General features: G+C 38.1%; 20 protein-coding genes. 17 read left to right on the forward strand and 3 right to left on the reverse strand.

The genetic code is table 11. From position 1 onward, the window contains the following. Nucleotides 1-8 precede the first annotated feature (8 nt). The 5 genes from PYW34_RS00600 (at nucleotide 9) to PYW34_RS00625 (ending at nucleotide 7,309) form a co-directional block, all read left to right on the forward strand. A complete protein-coding gene (locus PYW34_RS00600; protein WP_002294282.1) occupies nucleotides 9-908 on the forward strand; it encodes a metallophosphoesterase in 900 nt (299 codons plus the stop codon). A gap of 519 nt (nucleotides 909-1,427) precedes the next feature. Further along, entirely contained in the window at nucleotides 1,428-2,156 is a 729-nt protein-coding gene (locus tag PYW34_RS00605) for a WxL domain-containing protein (protein WP_002325942.1), read from the forward strand. A gap of 144 nt (nucleotides 2,157-2,300) precedes the next feature. After that, the gene (locus tag PYW34_RS00610) at nucleotides 2,301-4,328 is read left to right on the forward strand and encodes a lectin-like domain-containing protein (RefSeq protein WP_002334280.1); all 2,028 of its coding nucleotides are present in this window, start codon (nucleotides 2,301-2,303) and stop codon (nucleotides 4,326-4,328) included. A 107-nt stretch (nucleotides 4,329-4,435) separates the two neighbouring features. Continuing rightward, nucleotides 4,436-5,533: a DUF916 and DUF3324 domain-containing protein gene (locus PYW34_RS00615; RefSeq protein ID WP_029739177.1), complete on the forward strand. Its 1,098-nt coding sequence runs from the start codon at nucleotides 4,436-4,438 to the stop codon at nucleotides 5,531-5,533. Nucleotides 5,534-5,839: 306 nt separating this feature from the next. After that, nucleotides 5,840-7,309 carry a helix-turn-helix domain-containing protein gene (locus tag PYW34_RS00625; protein WP_002294277.1) on the forward strand — a complete coding sequence of 490 codons (1,470 nt, stop codon included), beginning with the start codon at nucleotides 5,840-5,842 and terminating at the stop codon, nucleotides 7,307-7,309. Between the two features lie 92 nt (nucleotides 7,310-7,401). On the opposite strand, the gene PYW34_RS00630 is transcribed toward PYW34_RS00625, so the two are convergent. Next, complete coding sequence (locus tag PYW34_RS00630; RefSeq protein WP_002290500.1) at nucleotides 7,402-8,136, reverse strand: MIP/aquaporin family protein; 735 nt, start codon at nucleotides 8,134-8,136, stop codon at nucleotides 7,402-7,404. Nucleotides 8,137-8,461: 325 nt separating this feature from the next. Here PYW34_RS00630 and PYW34_RS00635 point away from each other — a divergent pair, with 325 nt between their 5' ends. The 6 genes from PYW34_RS00635 (at nucleotide 8,462) to PYW34_RS00660 (ending at nucleotide 13,039) form a co-directional block, all read left to right on the forward strand. Beyond that, a complete protein-coding gene (locus tag PYW34_RS00635; RefSeq protein WP_002294274.1) occupies nucleotides 8,462-8,872 on the forward strand; it encodes a CidA/LrgA family protein in 411 nt (136 codons plus the stop codon). Beyond that, on the forward strand, nucleotides 8,865-9,566 hold the full coding sequence (locus PYW34_RS00640; RefSeq protein WP_002294273.1) for an LrgB family protein: 702 nt from the start codon (nucleotides 8,865-8,867) through the stop codon (nucleotides 9,564-9,566). Before PYW34_RS00635 ends, PYW34_RS00640 begins: the two co-directional genes overlap by 8 nt. Continuing rightward, nucleotides 9,566-11,143, forward strand: coding sequence for a helix-turn-helix domain-containing protein (locus tag PYW34_RS00645; protein ID WP_002324286.1), 1,578 nt, complete (start codon nucleotides 9,566-9,568; stop codon nucleotides 11,141-11,143). The genes PYW34_RS00640 and PYW34_RS00645 overlap by 1 nt, the downstream gene beginning before the upstream one ends. 26 nt (nucleotides 11,144-11,169) lie before the next feature. Next, a complete protein-coding gene (locus PYW34_RS00650; RefSeq protein ID WP_002290506.1) occupies nucleotides 11,170-11,391 on the forward strand; it encodes a DUF2829 domain-containing protein in 222 nt (73 codons plus the stop codon). Further along, entirely contained in the window at nucleotides 11,388-12,149 is a 762-nt protein-coding gene (locus tag PYW34_RS00655) for a 3-oxoacyl-ACP reductase (protein ID WP_002297929.1), read from the forward strand. Before PYW34_RS00650 ends, PYW34_RS00655 begins: the two co-directional genes overlap by 4 nt. Before the next feature lie 380 nt (nucleotides 12,150-12,529). After that, nucleotides 12,530-13,039 (forward strand): QueT transporter family protein, encoded by a 510-nt coding sequence (locus PYW34_RS00660; RefSeq protein ID WP_002294268.1) that lies wholly within the window; start codon nucleotides 12,530-12,532, stop codon nucleotides 13,037-13,039. Nucleotides 13,040-13,108: 69 nt separating this feature from the next. On the opposite strand, the gene PYW34_RS00665 is transcribed toward PYW34_RS00660, so the two are convergent. Together PYW34_RS00665 and rpsD are read right to left on the reverse strand one after the other, a co-directional pair. Further along, complete coding sequence (locus tag PYW34_RS00665) at nucleotides 13,109-13,648, reverse strand: biotin transporter BioY (protein ID WP_002294267.1); 540 nt, start codon at nucleotides 13,646-13,648, stop codon at nucleotides 13,109-13,111. A 139-nt stretch (nucleotides 13,649-13,787) separates the two neighbouring features. After that, on the reverse strand, nucleotides 13,788-14,399 hold the full coding sequence (gene rpsD / locus PYW34_RS00670) for a 30S ribosomal protein S4 (protein ID WP_002294265.1): 612 nt from the start codon (nucleotides 14,397-14,399) through the stop codon (nucleotides 13,788-13,790). A 261-nt stretch (nucleotides 14,400-14,660) separates the two neighbouring features. Here rpsD and PYW34_RS00675 point away from each other — a divergent pair, with 261 nt between their 5' ends. The 6 genes from PYW34_RS00675 (at nucleotide 14,661) to mutS (ending at nucleotide 21,193) form a co-directional block, all read left to right on the forward strand. After that, nucleotides 14,661-15,512: a formate/nitrite transporter family protein gene (locus PYW34_RS00675; protein WP_016629827.1), complete on the forward strand. Its 852-nt coding sequence runs from the start codon at nucleotides 14,661-14,663 to the stop codon at nucleotides 15,510-15,512. Between the two features lie 27 nt (nucleotides 15,513-15,539). Then, nucleotides 15,540-16,175 carry a DNA alkylation repair protein gene (locus PYW34_RS00680; protein ID WP_002334438.1) on the forward strand — a complete coding sequence of 212 codons (636 nt, stop codon included), beginning with the start codon at nucleotides 15,540-15,542 and terminating at the stop codon, nucleotides 16,173-16,175. A 19-nt stretch (nucleotides 16,176-16,194) separates the two neighbouring features. Further along, entirely contained in the window at nucleotides 16,195-16,968 is a 774-nt protein-coding gene (locus PYW34_RS00685; RefSeq protein ID WP_002294261.1) for a Cof-type HAD-IIB family hydrolase, read from the forward strand. Nucleotides 16,969-17,375: 407 nt separating this feature from the next. Beyond that, entirely contained in the window at nucleotides 17,376-18,173 is a 798-nt protein-coding gene (locus PYW34_RS00690) for a TIGR00282 family metallophosphoesterase (protein WP_002297139.1), read from the forward strand. Continuing rightward, complete coding sequence (locus tag PYW34_RS00695; protein ID WP_002297923.1) at nucleotides 18,151-18,564, forward strand: YlbF family regulator; 414 nt, start codon at nucleotides 18,151-18,153, stop codon at nucleotides 18,562-18,564. Before PYW34_RS00690 ends, PYW34_RS00695 begins: the two co-directional genes overlap by 23 nt. Beyond that, nucleotides 18,548-21,193 (forward strand): DNA mismatch repair protein MutS, encoded by a 2,646-nt coding sequence (gene mutS, locus PYW34_RS00700; protein WP_002294258.1) that lies wholly within the window; start codon nucleotides 18,548-18,550, stop codon nucleotides 21,191-21,193. Before PYW34_RS00695 ends, mutS begins: the two co-directional genes overlap by 17 nt. The last annotated feature ends 6 nt before the right edge of the window (nucleotides 21,194-21,199 follow it).

Raw genomic sequence — 21,199 nt, forward strand, 5'->3', positions numbered from 1 at the left:
GGGATAAAATGGGAAAATTGGCGATCATCAGCGACCTACATGTGGACATCAATAAATTCGGCGAATCAGAGCTGATGCAGCTTTGGCAAGTTTTGCAAAAGCACAAGATCACTCGGCTTCATCTAGCCGGAGATACGGCTAATAAAGTAGACCGTTGCCTAGCTGTTGTCGAATTTTTCGTCAATAAAGGATTATCTACGACATTTCATTTCGGCAATCACGAGTTGGCAGATGTGCCCAATGAACAGATGATGGACCATTTTCCAGACCCACATTTTTTAAATGAACGGTATATTGCTTTAAATGAGCAGACCGTTCTTTTAGGGATGAATGGCTGGTACGACTATCAGTTTTCCGAATTGAAAGATTACGAGGCAATCGTACGAATGAAGCGTTTGTATTGGTATGATCGGTTCATCCAGCGTGGGAAAACAGATCTCGAGGTCAATGCAGAAATGCTTGCAGCTGCAAAAAATTTGCTAGACCAGCTGGAAGCAAAAAAACTTGAGGTGATTTTATCCACTCATTTCGTTCCTAAACGGGCATTTATCATGTATCAATCTGCTCCTTATGAGCGTTGGAACAAATTAAATGCATTTTTAGGATCAGAATCATTCGGAGAATTACTTGACCGTTATTCAAATATCAAACAAGTAGTTTTTGGCCATACGCATCGTCGCTTTGAAGATAAATCCATCGGTCACACGATTTACAGCTGCAGACCTTTTGGTTATTATTATGAATGGCAGCTGACCCGAGATTTTGTCTTGAAAGAACAGCTGTTAGATAGCTATGAACCCATGAAATTACGTGTCCTCTTGCGTGCCCATCATCCGGCCTTTCAAGCCTATCAAACACAACATTTGCAAGAGGAATTTGAACAGGCGATGACAATCGTTCCGTATTGAGACAGCATTAGTAATGTGTAAAAGAAAATACCTTGTAAAACATAAGGATAAGTAAGAGCAGTAGATCCATTTATCGTGGATATGCTGCTTTTTTTGTGGAAAATAATCAGCGAATGTTTATTTGATCGGATGATTTGTAACTCGCAGAGTACTAGATGCAAGCGTTTATTCTTTTTTTGAACGATAATCACAAAAAAAAATATAATATACATTTTTTATTTAATTATAATTAATATTGATTGAAGTCTAGGCAGTCAAGTCACATTTTGATAGATAGGAGGGGGACTTACGAATTATTTTAAAGGCTATGACAGCTGTATTTCTAGATTGTGTTTGCATCAAGTTGCAATAAAAACTAGAAATCAAATCGGGCTGATAATCATTTATAACTAATCGATACATAGGACCAAATATAGGTCTATGTTCTTTTATTTCATAAGTATCGTAAAACAGAATTTTGCTATGGATTAATCCAATCGACTGATATGTTTAGTAAATAAAGAAAGAGGAATGTCAATGATGAAAAAAGAAATCGTATTAACAGCAACAACGATGTTATTCAGCATGGTAGCAAGTACGACTTTTGTTTCTGCAACTGAAGTATACCCAAAGGAATATAACACAGAAGGAACGATTACATTTGAAGCAGGAGATGAGGGTGTAACTCCTCCTGTTGATCCAGAGAATCCTGATCCCAATAAACCTGTCGATCCATCAGATCCTCCAAGCCCTGGAACAGGAGGGGCATTATCGATTGATTATGGATCAAAATTCAAATTTGGGACTCAAAAAATTTCTACTGCGGATAAAACGTATTATGCAGCTGCTGATGTGATGAACGATGGGTCTAGAAAACCGACATATGTCCAAGTGACAGATAGGAGAGGTACCTTATCTGGGTGGAAATTAAGTGTCTCTCAACCAGAACAGTTTAAAACTGCCAGTGGGGATGAACTAGTTGGAGCACAGCTGAAATTTACGAAAGGGCAGGCTGTTTCTTTGGTTGATCCAACATATACACCGCAAACGGTGAATTCTGAATTAACGTTGACACCGGGAGGAAACAATACGTTAGCAATTAATGCTAAATCAGGAACAGGTGTGGGGACTTGGGTCTATCGATTTGGTGCAAATGAAAATGAAAATCAAGATGCGGTACAGCTTTCGGTACCCGGTAAATCTGTCAAGTTAGCGCAACAATATTCCACTAAATTAGTTTGGACATTAGAAGATACACCTAACAACTAGTTTACTGAAAAGAACTGTTAAAAATAAATACGTAGTCATATTGTCTTGCGAGGTAATCGAGCAAAAATTGTCAAAGGCTAGGCTAAATTTGTTTGGATACGAATAGTTCATCTAGGAATTTAACGATCAGGAGGAAAAGATATATTGAAAAAGAGGAGGATCGTGCTCATTTTAAGCAGTCTCTTAGTGACTAATATCTTTCCGATCATAGGGTACTCTTTGGAATTGAATCAGTTGGAGCATGGAAATAGAAGAGACGAAGAAAGCAAACTCACTTCGACATTCGACAGTTTAATAGAATCCAACCAGACACAAGAAAGCAGTGAGGATTTAAGTATTTCGAGTAGTGGAGAGACCACTGACAACGTAGAAGCTGAGGGTTCGGACAAACAAGGACTGGAAGATGCACCAATTTCTGCGGTTGAGCTGCCTGACGATCCCAATATTATTTCTATCGATAAAATTTTTCAAACACCTATCGGTACTAGCACGTCCATATTGGAAAATGGGAAGTTACTGCAGTTGAACCCAGCAGAAAGGTCTCAAAGAGGTGCTATTTGGTCAAATAAGAAGATTAGTTTACTCTCGGATTTTACATTTAAATCTTATTTATACTTAGGAAATCAACGAGATAGAGCGGGAGATGGCATGACCTTTACATTGACTGGCGATCCTAGAATGGCTAGTAATCCCAGTCAAGTTATTGGATCGCCAGGTATGGGAATTGGCTCATATTCTACTCGTTCTGGCCAACCTTACATTGCGAATGCGCTCTCGATTGAGTTTGATACGTATAAAAATAGTGGTTCTTCTGATCGAATGGATCGAGAGATAACTGCTGATAATAGAGGGCATGGACATGTCGCTTTTGTCACGCCTAAACCAAATAATAATAATTATTCTGGAGAGCATACTGGCGTGACGGTAGCTCCTACATTTCTTTCTAATGGCACATGGCGCTTGTTAATAATTAAATGGGACGCGGAGCAAAGAAGTCTTACTTATGATTTGGAAGGTGTCGGTCGCTCTTCTCGGATTATACCTGATCTCATTAGGCAGTTTGGTTCTACAGAAGTAAATTGGGGGTTTACTTCTTCAACAGGTACTTTTTTTCAAGAAAATGCTGTCGCTGTCACGCGACTTCCATCGAATGTCACATCAACAGCTGATGTAAAAGTCAACGATAGTGATTATGGGGCCATCGCTGAAGCTGGAGGAAACGATAAGATAACTATCAGAAATACATTGAAGGTCGAGGGGGATTTTCTTGAATATAAGAAAATGCAGACTAGTATCGACCTCCCACAAGAATTAACTATTCCCGAGCATATCTTGATCAATGGAAATCAAATTGATGCCAAAGATATCTTGATAACCGGAAATCGAGTCACGCTAAATCTGACAGATTATTTTATTGCTGGAGATACGTTAATAATCGAATTGGAGACAACTTTGCAGGAAGTAATTCCTGAAAAAGTACTCACTATGCATTTTGAATACCTTGAAAACGAGAATTTGATTGAGCAATCGAATGAAATAAACCTAAAGATCGCAAAGCTGAAGGAGATAGATATCCATGTTTATTATAAAGATAAAGACAGTCAGATTGATATTGCTGAAATGAAAACAATCACTGGGAAAATAGGAGAGAAGTATAAAGAAACTCCTATTGATATTGAAGGGTATGTTTTTGACTCGGATTCAGCGAATACAGAAGGCATCTTCTCCGAAAATACAGAGGATATCTATTTTTATTACAGAAAAGGCAAACTTTATCTCTCAACTGCTCCTCAATATGTCAATTTTGGAAAACATAAAATATCCAGTAGACCATTAAGTGAATTCGGACAGTTTTCAGGTGGGTTGAAAATTATAGATGAACGGGCTTTTGGAAGTTGGAAATTACAATTGAAACAAGAGAAAGTTCTTACAAATGGAGATTTTGAGCTTCCAGAAGCTCTTTCCTTTGTTACCTCTGAAAATACAACGGTTATAGGGACATCCGCTGTTACGATTTTCGAAAGTAATCAAAAGGGTGAAAGCGATTTGTCCTCTCTTTTAGATTCTACAGCTCATCGTGGAATCAGAATAGATATTCCTGTAGAAAACCAAAGAATCGGAACCTTTGAGGGGAAACTATCTTGGATACTTGCAGATGTCCCAGGAAATTAACAGGAAGAGAAGAATATAACAAAATTATTGAGTTTCAAGAAGGGCACAGGTACCATAGGCTCTTGTGTCCCACAGAGACAAGATTTTGTTATAGTCTTCTCTTACATATGATTAAAGGAGCGATTTTCTTGAGACCAAAACAACAATTATTTATAACACTCCTAGTTATTTTAGGGGCACTTTTTAACAATATATCAGTGTCAGCTAGTGCATTTAATTTTTCAGTGACGCCGATAACTTCAGAGAATCAAATCGACAAGAGAAAAACTTACTTCGATCTTCAACTTGATCCGGATCAGGAAGTAGAAGTAAAAGCGGAATTGAGAAATGATACAGAAAAAGAAGTGAAAATCGATATTTCTGTGAATAGCGCAACCACCAATTCAAATGTGATGGTTGAATACGGAAAAAACGAGATTGAAAAAGACATGAGCCTGATCTTTGATCTGGTAGATTATGTGAGCTATCCACAGATAGTGACGCTAAAACCTAAAAGTGTCCAAACCGTTGCTTTTCATGTCAGGATGCCGAATGAGCGATTTGATGGTGTATTGGCTGGTGGGATCACATTCCAAGAAATCCAGACGGAAAAGGACCAAACAGAAACTAAGGATCAAAGCTTATCGATTGAGAATGAATACACCTATATTATTGCTTTGTTGATGCGACAGACACTGAACGAAGTTGCTCCGAACCTTACTCTTCATGAAGTTAAACCAGATCAAATCAATGCAAGAAATGTCATCTTAGCAAACGTTCAAAATGATCAAAAAACCTATATCAATCAAGTAGTTATTGAAACAAAAATTACAAAAAAAGGACATTCTGAAGTTTTATATCAAGAGGAAAAAGAAGGATTGCAGATTGCGCCGAATACAAATTTTTCTTTTCCAACTGCTTTAAATGGTCAACCGCTAACCCCAGGTGAATATCACCTTACAATGACTGTTTTAGGAAATGAAAATGAAAATGGAAAATTTTCGAGAAAAAATGGAAATACTACGATCAACTATACCAATCAATGGGTATTTGAAAAAGATTTTACAATAGACGGAAAAGTAGCCAAGGAATTGAACACGACGGATGTTACGATTAAAAAAGACAATAATTGGATTTATATCTTAGTAGCTTCACTTTTCTTATTGTTTATTTTATTATGCATACTTTTGTTTGTTTTGAGAAAAAAAGAAGAGAAAGAAAAGTAAGGTTAAGATAACAAATAGTAAATTTTTATTATTGTAGGATGGTTGGGCTCTTTTTATAACAATATAAAATATACCATTTTATTAATAAAAATGCATACTAGTAAATGATATAATTATTATAACAGGTTTGATCGCGAGAAAGGCCAAATAAAACGCTCTCCAAAATGTTAAAAAAAAGACAGGACGATGTATATTATACAAACAAGAATCGCTGACAACAGTGACTCGGATCCAGGAAATCAGTTTTATCCCCAGCTAATTGGTGAATGCATGGAAAGTAATATACGTAGAAAGAGCTGATGACTAATGAATTATGAGTTTTTTTTAAGCAAAGAAGATCACAGAAGTTATTCATTACTTAAATATTTAGAAGCAAGCTCAAATTTATCAGAGTCAATATCGAATGTTCAAGAAGAGTTGTCGCTATCGACATTTCTCTTGAAAAAAACGATCGATAAGCTGAAACATGATTTACAAAAGTTCGATCTAGAGAAAAATTTGCGAGTAACCGTCAGTGAATTGGATATATGTCTGGAAATTAATGGAAAATGTTCTAGCAAAGCTTTGTTATCTCGTTATATAACGGATTCTTTATCTATGAAAATGGTATTGGCTTTCTTTCAGGAAAAATATATCTCAGTAGAAAATTTTGCTAAACAGCATCACGTGAGTTATTCTGTGGCTTATAAAGTATTACAAAGACTAAAAAGAAATCTAAAAAAATATCAAATTTTTTTTGAAAAGAGAAAGTTGACAGGGAATCCTAAAAACATTCGGCTTTTTTTATATAATCTTTTTAACTCAACAGAGATAAGTTTTGTGGAATTGTATACGCTACCTATAATTATAAAAACAGAAAAAATGTTAAAAGATTTAAAACAGTATTATCCTCTGTCTGCTTATGAAAAAAAGAAATTATTCCACTTTTTAGCAATCAACCTGTTGGCTGAACAAGCTGATTCTTTAGATATTGCTAGCAATCAGTCGCTATTTTTTTCGGATATAGGATTTTACCACTTAAAAGGAGTATTAGGAGAAAAATCCGTTATTTTTATCAATAAGACACTCTCTTGGCTTTATCTTCATGATAAATTGGATCAAAAATACTTGAGAAAAAATGAAGATGAAACAATCGAATGGTTGAATGAACGATTCATTGAAAGTTTTGAAAATCAGTTTAATCTGTTGCGAGAAGAGACGAGCCAATTGATCCGAAGAGAGTTAACCAAAATACATTTTAAACTTTTGCATTACACTATTAATAAAGCTGATGAATTTCCACTTGATGTTTCTTTTTTTAGAGAAAACTATCCAGCATTTTATTGCTATTTGATAGAGTATATAAATGATCTAACGTCAAAACGCAAAGAGTTGCTTCAAGATAAATTTTTTCTTTTTTTCAGTTATTTATTATTATTGATCAATCACATACCCATTCAACTGATTTCTGAACCAGTAAAGATCATCATCGATTTTTCTTATGGTGCTGCCTATAATCAATTTATCAAGAAAAATTTAAGCTTGTACATTAATCTGAACACGGAAGTGATAGAGGCAGGAAAGCCTGAGTTCCCGGATGTTATAATCACGAATAGGAATAATCTATATGAAGAAAGTGCATCTCAAGTAGTGGTTTGGCTCGATCCGCCAAGAGCAGTAGACTGGGGGAATCTTACAAAGATTTTGTTGACTATCCAAGAAGAGAAATACAAAGACAGCAAAATTGACAAGCAAATAGACGATTTTCCTGAAGAAATCATCGACAGGATCGAATAGTGAACTTCTTTTAGAAAGTCCGACTGCTTTTTCTAAAAATAAAAAAACTTGGTACGCAATCGCTGTACCAAGTTTTTTTATTTAGCTTTTGATTAAGCCATAAATAATAATTTATATAAGAATACTGCTACGACACCAGCACAGATAGGTGCTACAACTGGTACCCATGCATATCCCCATTGAGAAGAACCTTTATGTTTCAATGGAAGAAGTGCGTGTACAAGACGTGGAGCAAAGTCGCGGGCTGGGTTTAGTCCAGGACCTGTAGGACCACCAAGTGAAGCAACTAATGTCCATACAAGGAAACCGAGTGCTAAGTGAGCTGTACCAAGATTATCTTGGAAGAATGGTGCTTTTGTAATACCTAAGGCACCAAAGAATAAAACGAATGAACCAAAGAATTCATTGACGAAACCATTGAATTTAGAACCAACGCTGTTGATTGTTGAGAATGTACCTAACACATGGTTCACGTCTTCTGTTTGGTCGTAGTAAGGTTTGTAACAAGCTACTACGATCAATTGTCCAATCGCTGCACCAATCAATTGTGCAATGATATAAGGAACAACTTCAGCCCAAGGGAATAGACCATTAGATGCTAAAGCAATTGTAAATGCTGGGTTGATGTGGTTACCGCTGATTCCACCAAAAATCATTGCTGGCATCATAACCCCGAATCCATACCCGACAGCAATCAGCATCCAGTCACTGCCATATCCTTTTGTACCTTTTAAATCTACGTTTGCTACAGCACCGTTACCTAGAACGATTAGTAATGCTGTACCAATCATTTCCGCCGCAAGACGGGTCATTAGTGAGTAATCCATAAATACCTCCAAAAGTTATAAAAATGCAAAAAAAAAGAAACATCAACACGAAAAGCATCGGTGCAGTGTTTCGTGTCGGAAGGATTTCTGCAGTCTTAACAAATGTGAATAAAAAAATGAATTCCATTACTTATAAGAAACCAGACCAACAGTAAAACTCCAACTCTTTTTAAAAGTTCTCCACAAACCACCAAGCTTAACTATAAATATACCAAAAAAAAAACGTTTTTTTTCTCAAAAATTGTATCTTAGAAACAGCATGTTTTGAAACTTTCAGAAAAGGTTTGTTAGTAAAATGAAAGCTATACGTAAGGAGTGTTGTTTGATGAAATTTTTTCAAGAGTTTTTCATTATTATTTTCTTTTCTGTATTAGGAGAAGGCATACGGATTTTTGCTCATTTACCTATTCCTGGAAGTATCTTAGGTATTCTTTTTTTATTTTTAGCATTTGAAATGCATCTTGTTGATCCTGAAAAAATCGGAGCAACTGGTGATTTTTTATTGAATAATCTAGCTATTTTATTTGTTCCTGCTGGTGTAGGTTTATTGGAATATTTTGATGATATTGCTTCGATATGGCCTGTTTTACTGGGAGCAGTCGTCGTGTGTTCCATCGTCACGATGGTTGCAGCGGGAAAAACGGCAGAAGGTGTAGAAGCTTTGCTGGGCTATGTCCGTAAGAAAAAAGCAGGAAGGGTATCTGTAAACGAAATGGAGGAAAATCAAATTGACTGAGTTTTTTGTGAATCCACTATTTGGCTTAAGTTTGACTTTAGGAGTGTATGTATTATCTGATAAATTTTTGCGGAAATATAAACTGCCTGTTTTGAATCCTCTCGTATTATCGATTGTTGTTATTATCTTATTTTTGCATTTTTCTGGGATCAGCTATAAAGACTATAATATCGGGGGCAATTTTTTGACTATGCTGATTACTCCTGCGACAGTGGCACTTGCCATCCCTCTTTATAAAAACTTCCGTTTACTGAAAGAGAATTTTTATCCTGTAATGGCTGCGATTTTAGCAGGAATAGTCGCAAATTGCTTGGTTAGTGTAGGGTTCGGTTACTTCTTCTCTCTTCATAAAGAGATGGTGATCTCATTACTACCTAAATCTGTAACGACGGCTATTTCTGTCGATTTATCTCATACGATGGGCGGGGTGAATGCCGTGACACTTGCTATTGTTGTCTCTACAGGTATTTTTGGTTCGCTGATCGCCACTCATATTTTCCGCCTATTCAAGATCGAAAGTCCAGTTGCTCGCGGTGTGGCGTTAGGAAGTACTTCTCATGCTATCGGTACAGCAAAAGCAATCGAGATTGGCGAAATAGAAGGAATCATTTCCGGACTTGCGATATGCGTAAATGGGATATTGACCGTTTTGTTGCTGCCGTTATTCTTTCAGCCTTTTGCTGGCTTGTTTTGATGCGAAAACCACTATTTTATGCTACAATAACCAAAACGTTCGAGCATAAAAAAGGAGGGAAAGACGTGTATTTGTCTTCCGAGTATCTTAAACAATTTGATAAAGATCTATATTATAAGATTCTCCTCCTAGAAAGTTTTGAGGATCAAGCTTGGCATACCGCTGCACAATTAGCGCAAGTTGTTCAGCTGGATGCCCGCAGCGTGTCGAAATACCTGAACGAGCTGTCTAAAAACTATCAGCAGTTTAGCGGTAAGACACACCCTTTGTTTACAAAAAATCACCGTTCTGGTTATAACTTTTATGATACGCTCGATTCAATTGAACATGAGCGTTTTTTGATCTATCTCGTGCAAAGTACGCTGAAATTCCAGTTGCTGCACGACATTTTTTTTGAAGAATTCCATACAATGTACCAATTTGCGCAAAAGCATTACATTAGTGAATCTACTGCTCATCGAAAAATCAATGAATGGAAACAGCAACTGCAAACTTACGGAATTCGGCTGCAACGAGGTACATATATCGCTCAAGGCGAAGAAGAAATCATTCGACTTTACTTGCATATGACATTCTGGCAGTTGTTTCGAGGGAAAATCTGGCCATTTGAAACGATTTCTCAAATGGACGTAAAGAATATGGCAGAACATATCATGGCTTTTTTTAATGTTCGTCTGAACGAGATCAAAAAAAGACGATTGGAATACATGCTAGGTGCCTTTTTTTTAAGAAAATCACAGAAGCATTATGTTGTATTGAATGAGAAAAAAAGACGGCTGATTTCTGACAATCTGTTGTTCCAGCGATTTTGCCAAGTCATGGAGCCGGTATTTCCTAATTATTTTCAAGTAGAAGACGAGTTAGGCGCATTATTTCTTGTACTGATGACTCGTGAAGAATATTATAGTGATCCTAAGATACGGAAGAAAATTTTTGATTTTCATCAACAAGCAAAAACACCGCCCTTTACAGCCCTTTCAGAAGCAAAAGCCGCTCTTTCTCTTTATCAGGAAGAGCAGGGGCTGCCAGCAGAAAATCTAACCTTCGAGGCAGAAAACTATTTATTCAGCAGTCATTTTTTCGCCTATCTTTTTCCTAATGCGAAAGAAACGATTGATGGCAATAGTAGTGATTTTATTAATCATTTAGTTATTGAAAACAAGGAATTGAAACAATGGCTCGTACATTTTTTTGAAAGTAGACACAAACATCCCAATCATCTGGCATTTAAAAATCATGCGTTTTTGATGGGTCGGTATCTGACTGTGTTTAAAACATTAGGAGCCTTTACTCCACAGCTTCCAAAGATCACGATCCTTTTAATGACAGATTTCCCATTATTTGAAGAGCAACTGTTAGAGGAGGGATTACGGACATTTTTCCGTAATGAGTATCAGCTGATTTTTCTGCCAACAGATTATCGGGGGAGAGAAGTTGATCTTCTGATTTCGACAAGTAAAGTCCACCGCAAACCATGGGCGGATCTTGACTATTTTATTGTGACCGAAGAACTAAAATTAATTGATTACATCCAACTATCTCAAAAATTTGAAATGATTCAAAAAAAAAACTATTAAAACAATAACAAAGAAGGAGAAAAAAGATGACATTTGAAGAAATTTTACCAGAATTGAAAAAAGGTGCAAAGATTATTCGTAAAGGATGGAGTGGATTTGAACTTTATGTTGTTCTCGTATCCGATGATGAATTTGATGGCTGTCCAGTGACACCTTACTTATTGATCAAAACAAGTGACGAAGGTTTTTCCAGCTTCGCTCCTACAGTTTGTGATATTTTAGCAGATGATTGGGCGATCGTAGAATGAAAAACCAGTATCCAGATCTAGCTAAACAGGTTGTATTTATCACAGGAGCTGCTTCTGGAATTGGTGCTGCGCAAGCCCGAGCGTTTCTTGAACAAGATGCTTTTGTATTTGGATTAGATCAAAAGTTCGGTAAAATGGAAGAACTCTCTTTGCGATTTCCTGAAACTTTTGCCTACGCACTAGGTGATGTTCGACAAATGAAAGAACTCCAACAAGCGGTATCGAAATGCCAGGATCGTTTTGGTGAAGTTACGATTTTACTGAATACATCGGGGATATTGGATGCCTACAAACCATTGATGGAAACTGACGAATCGCTGTGGGATCTTATTTATGAGACGAATGTGAAAAGCATGTATCAGCTGACAAAAATCATCCTTCCTGATATGATCCGCCGAAAAAGCGGAACAATCATCAACATGGCTTCGATTGCGGGTTTGGTTGCTGGCGGAGGTGGGATCGCTTATACAAGTGCGAAACATGCAATCGTCGGATTTACCAAACAACTCGCTCTGGATTACGCAGGACAGGGTATCCGAGTAAAAGGAATTGCTCCAGGAGCCATCCAAACACCAATGAATGCGGCTGATTTTGAAGGGAAAGGTGAGATGGCTGAGTGGGTCGCAAATGAAACACCAGTCAAGCGATGGGCACAGCCGGAAGAAGTAGCTGAGCTGACGTTATTTCTTGCCTCTCCTCAAGCAAGCTACATACAAGGAACGATCATCCCAATCGATGGCGGATGGTTGTTAAAATAACCTTGTGTTTTTTTCAAGCTTCTGTATGATAAAACTAAAGAGAGAAACAACGGTTGATGATAAAAGAAAGTCGATGACTGTTCCCGACATTCGATGCCGAACAGCCAGTTCAAAAAATTCTTTTTAATAATCGTTAATATTCGAAACTAAGCGGCTTTTCACGACCTTTTGATATAAACGGTGTTCAAAAGCTTGCAACTGCGGTAACAAGTCCAGCCAAATGAAAAATATAAGGAGCTATTTTTATTTGGCTATTCTTATTACTTGTTGCAGGGCAGCTTTTTCACTACCTTCTGCGGCACTTCAGTTGGAATTTTCTTCCCATCCTTTGGTCGCAGTCATTACCAAGATAAAATTATCTTGCAAAGGAGAAATAGAACATGGAAAAAAATAATACCCGTTCAGCCAAACGCTGGACAACGACAGATGTGACTCGGATGGCGCTAGTCACTGGTTTATATGTGGCAGTGACGCTGGTTTTGTCTGTCTTTAGCTTTGGAGTGATTCAGATTCGTCTCTCGGAGATGTTCAACTATCTGTCCTTGTATAACAAAAGATACATCGTCGCGGTAACAGCGGGAGTAGCTTTGGCTAATATGGCTTCTCCTCTTGGACTGATAGATGTTGTAGTAGGAAGCGTCAGCACGCTGCTTGTATTGCTTATCAACTATAAAATCACTAGTCGCATCAAAAACATGAAAATCAAAATGGCTGTGACAGCATGCGTATTTGCTTTTTCCATGTTTACAGTAGCTGGTCAGCTAACGATTTTATATCAACTACCTTTTTTCTTGAATTGGTGGGTGATTGCTTTAGGAGAATTGGCATCAATGATTGTCGGTGGGATAATTATTTATTGGATCGGTAAAAAAGTGGATTTGTCAAAATAAAGATCTGTTTAATTTAAAATATGGCAGCGTGGAAGAGACTTTGAGTCTTCTTCCATGCTGCTTTTTTGATTAATTTGTATGAAGAAATCGATTTAGCCGTTTTTTCATCAAGATACCGATATAAGCTGCTCCAGTTGCCTTGATTGCTTCCGGCAGTAAAAACGGCAGTAGTCCACTGGCAAATGCAGTTGTAAAAGTAAGATCACCACTTATTTTCAGCCAGATCGTTCCGCAGATCAATGCAGCAAGAGAGCCCATTAGATTGGCAAAGATTGCATATAAGTAATGAGCATCCGTTCTTTCGATCATCCAACCAGTTATCCACGTTTGTAAGAGAAATCCAATCAAATATCCGCCAGTTGGCCCAAATAAAACAGCTATACCTCCAGTCATCCCTGAAAATACAGGAAGACCAATCAAGCCAAGTAAAAGATAAACTACAACAGATATCAATCCTAGTTTTCTTCCGAGAAAAGTTGCTGTTAATCCAATAGCAAATGTTTGCCCCGTCAAAGGAACCAAGCCAAAAGGAATGGTCATCTGAGAAAGGACAGAAATAATCGCGGCAAATTCCGCAGCAAGTATTAATTCTTTCAATGTTCGGTTCATAATGCCCTCTTTTCGTTAACTTAATATTTTTATTTGGTTAACGAAATTGTAAAACAAAGTGATTACTTTGTAAATAGAAAATATAAAAAAAGACCAGCTATCCAATAGATAGCGGTCTTTTTCAAGAAAGCTTTTGAAATTATAAGCTTTGGTTGTAGTATTCAACGACAAGAGCTTCGTCGATTTCTGGATATAGTTCGTCACGTTCTGGTAAACGAGTCAATGAACCTTCCAATTTTTCAGCGTCAAAGCTTACGAATGCTGGGCGTCCAACAGTTGCTTCTACAGCTTCTTTTACTGTTACGATGTTTTGTGATTTTTCACGAACTGAGATCACTTGACCCACTTCTACGTGGTATGAAGGGATATCAACGCGTTTGCCATCAACTAAAATGTGACCATGGTTAACTAATTGACGTGCTTGACGACGAGTCGTTGCAAGTCCTAAACGGTAAACAACATTGTCTAAACGTTGTTCTAGTAAGATCATGAAGTTAACACCATGTTTACCTTCTTTGATTTTGCTAGCTTTTACGAACAAGTTACGGAATTGACGTTCGTTCATTCCGTACATGTGACGAAGTTTTTGTTTTTCAGTTAATTGCATGCCGTATTCTGATTGTTTGCCACGGCTGTTAGGTCCATGTTGACCTGGTGCGTAAGGGCGACGTGCTAATTCTTTTCCTGTGCCTGACAATGAGATGCCTAAGCGACGAGAAATTTTCCATGATGGTCCTGTATAACGAGACATTAAAATTTCCTCCAATGAATATAAGTTTTTGGAGTAAAATAATCCGTTGAAAAATTCATAATCATATAGTTTGTTCTTCAATCTTCACCTTTGCAGCCGCGGTTACACAATCGAACCCGAGACGGGGCAACAAACTAGGGATGAGTTATTATTTTTCTGCTGCATTATTTTACACAAACTACAGTATATGATAGATCATCCACGAATGTCAAGATAATTAGTACATAAAAACGCTTTACAAACCTAGGCTGTCTTTATAAAATGAGAGGGTATGTGCAAATGGAAAAAAGCGAAGGAAGTTTAAGGAGAAAATCAATGAATCCGGTATCACCATTATTTGAGAAAATCGATGCTTCAATTGAAAAGAAGGCGAATCTTTTTGAAAACAGCTTTTCACGTTACGCTGTTCGAGCGGTTCTCGCCTGTTTGTTTTTGACTTTAGGAACGGCTGTGGCATTTGCAATCGCGATGAAGGGGGAAGATATCGCGCATGGTCTAGGAAAGATTTTATACGCATTTATGTTCAGCTGGGGTCTGGTCATGATTCTATACATGAACGCTGAATTAGGAACATCGAATATGCTTTATATGACCGTGGGTGTTTTTCGGCAGAGACTTGCTTTAAGTAAGGCAGCCAAGATTCTATTTGCCTGTATTTTTTTCAATATGATTGGCGGTATATTATGTGGATTTCTTATTTCTATGACTACGCCATTTCAAGATTTAACGTTGGACAACTTTATGTTAGAATCAATAGCAGTAAAACTAGCAAAACCTGCAGCAACGATTTTGGTGGAAGGGATGTTTGCGAATATCGTTGTCAATACCGCTGTACTGATCAGCATGCGGATGAAAGAGGATGCCGGGAAAGTGATCACAGTCGTATTCATCATTTTCATTTTTGCTTTTTTAGGATATGAACACGTGATAGCGAATTTTCCTGCCTTTACGCTTGCTTACTTTGCTTCTCAAGGACAGACGGATGGAATGACAGTCAGCAATGTGTTACATAATTTGTTTTTTGCTTTGGCAGGAAATTATATTGGTGGCGGTTTAGTAATGGGACTGGGATATGCTTGGCTGAATCAGTCAAAATCATCCTATGTGGACTAAAAAGTCGTTCATTAAAGGGGAAGTGCCATGGAAGTTTTAGTTTTTCCAAAAAATGAGGAAAAAGCGTTACAAATGGAAAAGTACATGAAAAATCTTTTTTCCTTTGCTGGAGTACCTAAGCCGGAACGCGCTCTTTTACAACAACCGTTACTGGATGAGAGCAAAAATTTATCTATTTCTGAAGTTTTAGCTTTTGTTTATTATTATTATGAACAAATCGAAAGAGAGTATCAGTATGTAGCGATCGATTTAGTCCAGAAAAACATCAAACGGCTTACATTTGAAGACTTAGTCGTATTGTTGCCACTAGTTCAGAAAAAAGAATGGTGGGACAGCATCGACTCTTGGAGAAAAGTATACAGCACATGGTGTAAAGCCTACCCAGAGCAGCGTGAAGAAGTCTTTCAATTGTTTGAAAAAAAGGAAGATTTTTGGCTACGTCGAATAGCAATCACGTTGCAATTAGGTTATAAACAGCAAACAGACACAGGACTATTGATCCGAGCAATAGACGAAGATCGTCAAACAAAGGAATTCTTTATCCAAAAAGCAATTGGTTGGGCATTACGCGATTACAGTAAGACCGATGCCGATTGGGTAAAAAGACAGCTGACAACAGATTTGAGTAAGTTAGCTGTTCGAGAGGTAAGTAAGTATTTATAAGAAAGCGAGACGACAAGAGATGAGACGCAAATTATTTGCTTTTGATATTGATGGAACGTTGTTAGATTCAAACAAACAAGCTTTAGATAGCACGAGAGAAGCATTGGAAAAATTACGCAAAGCCGGTCATCTGGTCACGATTGCTACAGGGCGGAGCCGATTTCATGCGCAAGAGATCATTCGCGATCTTGATTTTACGAACTACATTTTATGTAATGGAGCGGCCGGTTTTTTAGACCATGAACAAGTATATAAGAATTTACTAGATCGCGACCAGTTGGATGCGTTCGTTCAAGAAGCGCATCATGAGCAGATCGATACAGCTTTTGTCAGCTTAGACAATATCAAGCGTTCTTCTTCCAATGATGTAACGGTGATGGAAGAAGCGATGCATTCTTTCGGTGCTGTCTTGCCTGAATTAGATCAGTTTTTTGCAGAGGAACAAGAAATATACCAAGCGTTAGCATTTTTCGATCAAACATATGATGGGAAGTTCTCTTCATATGATAAAATTCGATTTGTCCGCTGGCATGAGAACAGTGTAGATGTCGTACCTAAAAATGGTTCTAAAGCAGCGACAATTCTGCACTTAGCAGAACAAGTAGGCATCCCTCATGAAGACATCATCAGCTTTGGCGATGGACAAAACGACCGTGAAATGTTGCGCATGTCAGGAATTGGGATAGCTATGGGGAATGCTGTGCCAGAAGTACAAGCAGAAGCTAAGATGGTCACTGATACAAACGATCAGGATGGAATTTGGAAGGCATTGAAAGAGTTAAGCGTGATTTAAAAGAGGTTGTGAAAAAGCTGTTCTGCATCAAGTAATAAGCCCAGCCAAACAAAAATAGCTCCTCCTATTTTTCGTTTTTCTGGGCTTATTACCGCAGATGCAAGCTTTTGAACACCGTTTAAGGAAGAGGTCGTGACAGAAGTGGTCAGTTTCAAGAAATAAGAAGGGATTTACGAAAATTGCTTCTCAAATTTTTGTAAAATTACGGCTTATTTCTGAAGAAGTAGATGAAACAACGTTTATTCGGGAAATGGGACTGTGACAAGATGTTTGTCATAGTCCCATTTTTTTATTTTATTTTTCAAAACTAAGAAATACCAGGAAAGAGTTCCTTTTGTTTGACCTTTTCTTTCTTATTGAAAACAACTATAATATAGAGTGATGTTAAAAGAGAAGAGGAATTTAGTGTGCGGGTATTGTTTATTGGTGATGTAGTAGGTTCAATGGGACGAGAGATGATTACTGAATATCTTCCTAGATTGAAGAAGAAGTACCGTCCGCAAGTAACGATTGTAAATGGTGAGAATGCCGCTTCTGGACGTGGAATCACAGAAAAAATCTATAAAAAATTTTTGCAAGACGGCGTAGATGTCGTGACGATGGGGAATCATACGTGGGACAACCGCGGAATCTTTGAGTTTGTAAATGAAGCTAAAAAGATGGTTCGTCCGGCAAATTTTCCGGAAGGGACGCCTGGACAAGGGATGGTCTTTGTCAAAGTGAACCAAGTCGAACTGGCAGTGATCAACATGCAGGCTCGTTCTTTTATGGTGGACTTGGATGATCCTTTTCGTAAAATGAATGAGCTGGTAGAAGAAGCCAGAAAACGTACGCCGATCATTTTTGTAGATTTTCATGGAGAAACAACAAGTGAAAAACAAGCAATGGGCTGGTTTTTAGATGGGAAAGTTTCAGCAGTGGTCGGTACACATACACACGTTCAGACAAATGATGCGCGAATTTTGCCAAGAGGAACAGCGTATCTGACAGACGTTGGGATGACAGGTCCCTATGATGGTATTTTGGGTATGCGCAGAGAACCTGTAATCGAAAAGTTTCTGACCGCATTACCAAAACGTTTTGAAGTTGTGGAACAAGGCCGATCGATTTTAAGCGGCTGTATCTTGGAATTGGATGATACGACAGGTCATGCAAAAGAAATCCAGCTGATTCAGATCAACGATGATCGACCGTTCATGGAGTAGAAAGAGAGGCAGTTTTTTGCAGCAGGAGCCGGAAATTCAAAAAGAAGTAAGGAAACTGACAAAACTTTTAAGAGAGAATGAAACGATCATTCGCTACAAAGAACTTGAAGAAAAGATCCAGCAAAACCAGTATTTAGCTGAGTTGAGAGAAAAAATCAAACAAGCGCAAAAAGATGCTGTTCATTTTGCCCACTATGACAAACCAGCAGCAGAACAAGAAGCAATCAAACAAGCGGATCAATTCATGCAAGAATTTGATCAGCATCCGCTTGTTGTAGCTTATAGAAAACAGCTGTTGGAAGCAGATGATCTGCTTCATCATTTAACAACTATGATACAAGAAGAAATCAATGGACAAATAGAGGAGGAAAAACATGCCTCAAAAAACTAAAAATACTCCTATGATGGAACAATATCTAAGCATCAAGGCCCAATACCAAGATGCTTTTTTGTTCTATCGTTTAGGAGACTTTTATGAACTATTTTACGAAGATGCGATCAAAGCGTCACAGCTTTTGGAATTAACGTTGACGAGCAGAAATCGAAATGCAGAAGAACCTATTCCTATGTGCGGTGTACCTCACCATGCAGCACAAGGATATATCGATGCCTTGATTGAAAAAGGCTATAAAGTAGCGATTTGCGAGCAGGTAGAAGATCCAAAGACGACTAAAGGGATGGTCAAGCGCGAAGTGATCCAGCTAGTCACTCCTGGTACAGTCATGGACAGCAAAGGATTGTCGGCAAAAGACAACAATTTTTTAACAGCTGTAGTTAGTCAAGGAAATGAATTTGGCTTTGCTTATGCCGATTTAAGTACGGGAGAATTGAAGACGGCTCGGTTGCATGATGAAGAAGCTGTTTTAAATGAAGCCTCTGCATTGCAGACAAAAGAACTCGTATTAGGCAGTGAGATCACTGATACCCTTCGTGAACAGCTAAGCGGGCGTTTAGGGCTAGTCTTTTCTCAACAAAATGAGATGGAAGAAAACGCGGAATTTAGCTTTTTGACAAGCGAACTAGTCGATCCGCTGAAAAAAGAAGCAACCGGCAAACTATTGACTTATTTATCGGTGACACAAAAGCGGAGTTTAGCTCATATCCAAAAAGCAGTAGAATACCAACCAGATCATTTTTTGAAAATGGATTATTATTCAAAATTCAACCTAGAATTAAGCCAATCTATTCGGACTGGGAAAAAGCACGGCACTCTTCTATGGTTGTTAGATGAAACAAAAACAGCAATGGGTGGCCGTTTACTAAAACAATGGCTAGACCGTCCGCTTATCCAGGCAAAACAAATTAAAGCAAGACAAGAAATGGTCGCTTCTTTGTTAGACAGCTATTTTGAACGTATCGATTTGCAGTCAGCATTAACGAAAGTCTATGATCTGGAACGCCTAGCAGGTCGAGTAGCTTTCGGTAATGTCAATGGGCGAGACTTGATCCAGCTGAAAAATTCTTTAGAACAAGTGCCAATGATCAGAGGGTTGATTGAAGGAATCGATCAAGGTCAATGGCAAAGTCTGCTTTCAGAAATGCAGCCGATGGACCATCTCGTCCAATTGATCGACCAAGCTATCCAAGATGATCCGCCGTTACAAATAACGGAAGGAAACATCATCAAAGATGGATTCAATGAGCAGCTCGATATGTACCGTTCTGCTATGAGAAACGGAAAGAAATGGTTGGCAGAACTTGAAGCAAAAGAGCGTCAAGAAACAGGAATCAAAAACTTAAAAATCGGATTTAACCGCGTTTTCGGTTATTATATAGAAATCACAAAAGCAAATCTTGGAAATGCAGAACTGGAGAAGTATGAACGAAAACAAACTTTAGCAAATGCAGAGCGTTTCATCACACCAGAACTAAAAGAATTGGAGACACAAATCCTCGAAGCAGAAGAAAAATCTGTTGATTTAGAATATCAGTTGTTTTTAGCTGTGAGAGAAGAAGTCAAAAAGGCTATCCAGCCGCTACAAGTACTTGCAAAAGCAATCAGTGCAGTAGATGTGCTACAAAGTTTTGCAACGATCAGCGAACGCTATCAGTATGTTCGGCCAGAACTTGTCAGTGACAAGCATCAGCTTCTGATCAAAGACGGACGACATCCTGTAGTAGAAAAAGTATTAGGACATCAGGAATATATCCCTAACAGCGTAGAAATGGCAGAAGACGAAATGATCTTGCTGATTACAGGACCGAATATGTCTGGTAAAAGTACGTATATGCGACAGTTGGCATTAACTGTTCTGATGGCGCAAATGGGCTGTTTCGTTCCGGCAAAACAAGCAGTTTTACCTATTTTTGATCGGATTTTTACCCGAATTGGTGCAAGTGACGACTTAATTGCTGGACAAAGTACTTTTATGGTAGAGATGATGGAAGCCAATCAAGCCCTGCGTTATGCTACGCCAAACAGTTTGATTTTGTTTGACGAACTAGGGCGAGGAACAGCAACCTATGACGGAATGGCGTTGGCCCAAGCAATCATCGAATATATCCATCGTCATGTACAAGCAAAAACACTCTTTTCTACTCATTATCATGAACTGACGGTACTTGAGAAAGAACTTCCGCAGCTTAAAAATGTCCATGTTGGAGCCGTTGAAAAAGACGGAGAAGTTGTCTTCTTGCATAAAATGATGGATGGACCTGCGGATAAAAGCTACGGCATACATGTGGCAAAGATCGCAGGATTGCCTTCCAATCTACTAGAACGAGCAGCAGATATCCTGCATACGCTAGAAAATGGCGATAACGGACACCATACTGTTCCAGCTGAAGTAGAAGAGAAAACTAAAACAGCCAAACAGGAGCAAATAAAACCACCTGCAGAAAAAGTAAATCAAGACCATATACAAGACCGTGTAAAAGAAGAAAACCAACAGCTTTCTTTATTCAGTGAATTATCCGAAAATGAAACAGAAGTCATTGAATCACTGAAGCAAATAAATTTACTAGAAATGACGCCAATGGATGCACTAAACACATTATATGAATTACAAAAACAACTGTAGGAAGAA

This window comes from Enterococcus faecium (assembly GCF_029023785.1).
Classification (GTDB): Bacteria; Bacillota; Bacilli; order Lactobacillales; family Enterococcaceae; genus Enterococcus_B; species Enterococcus_B faecium.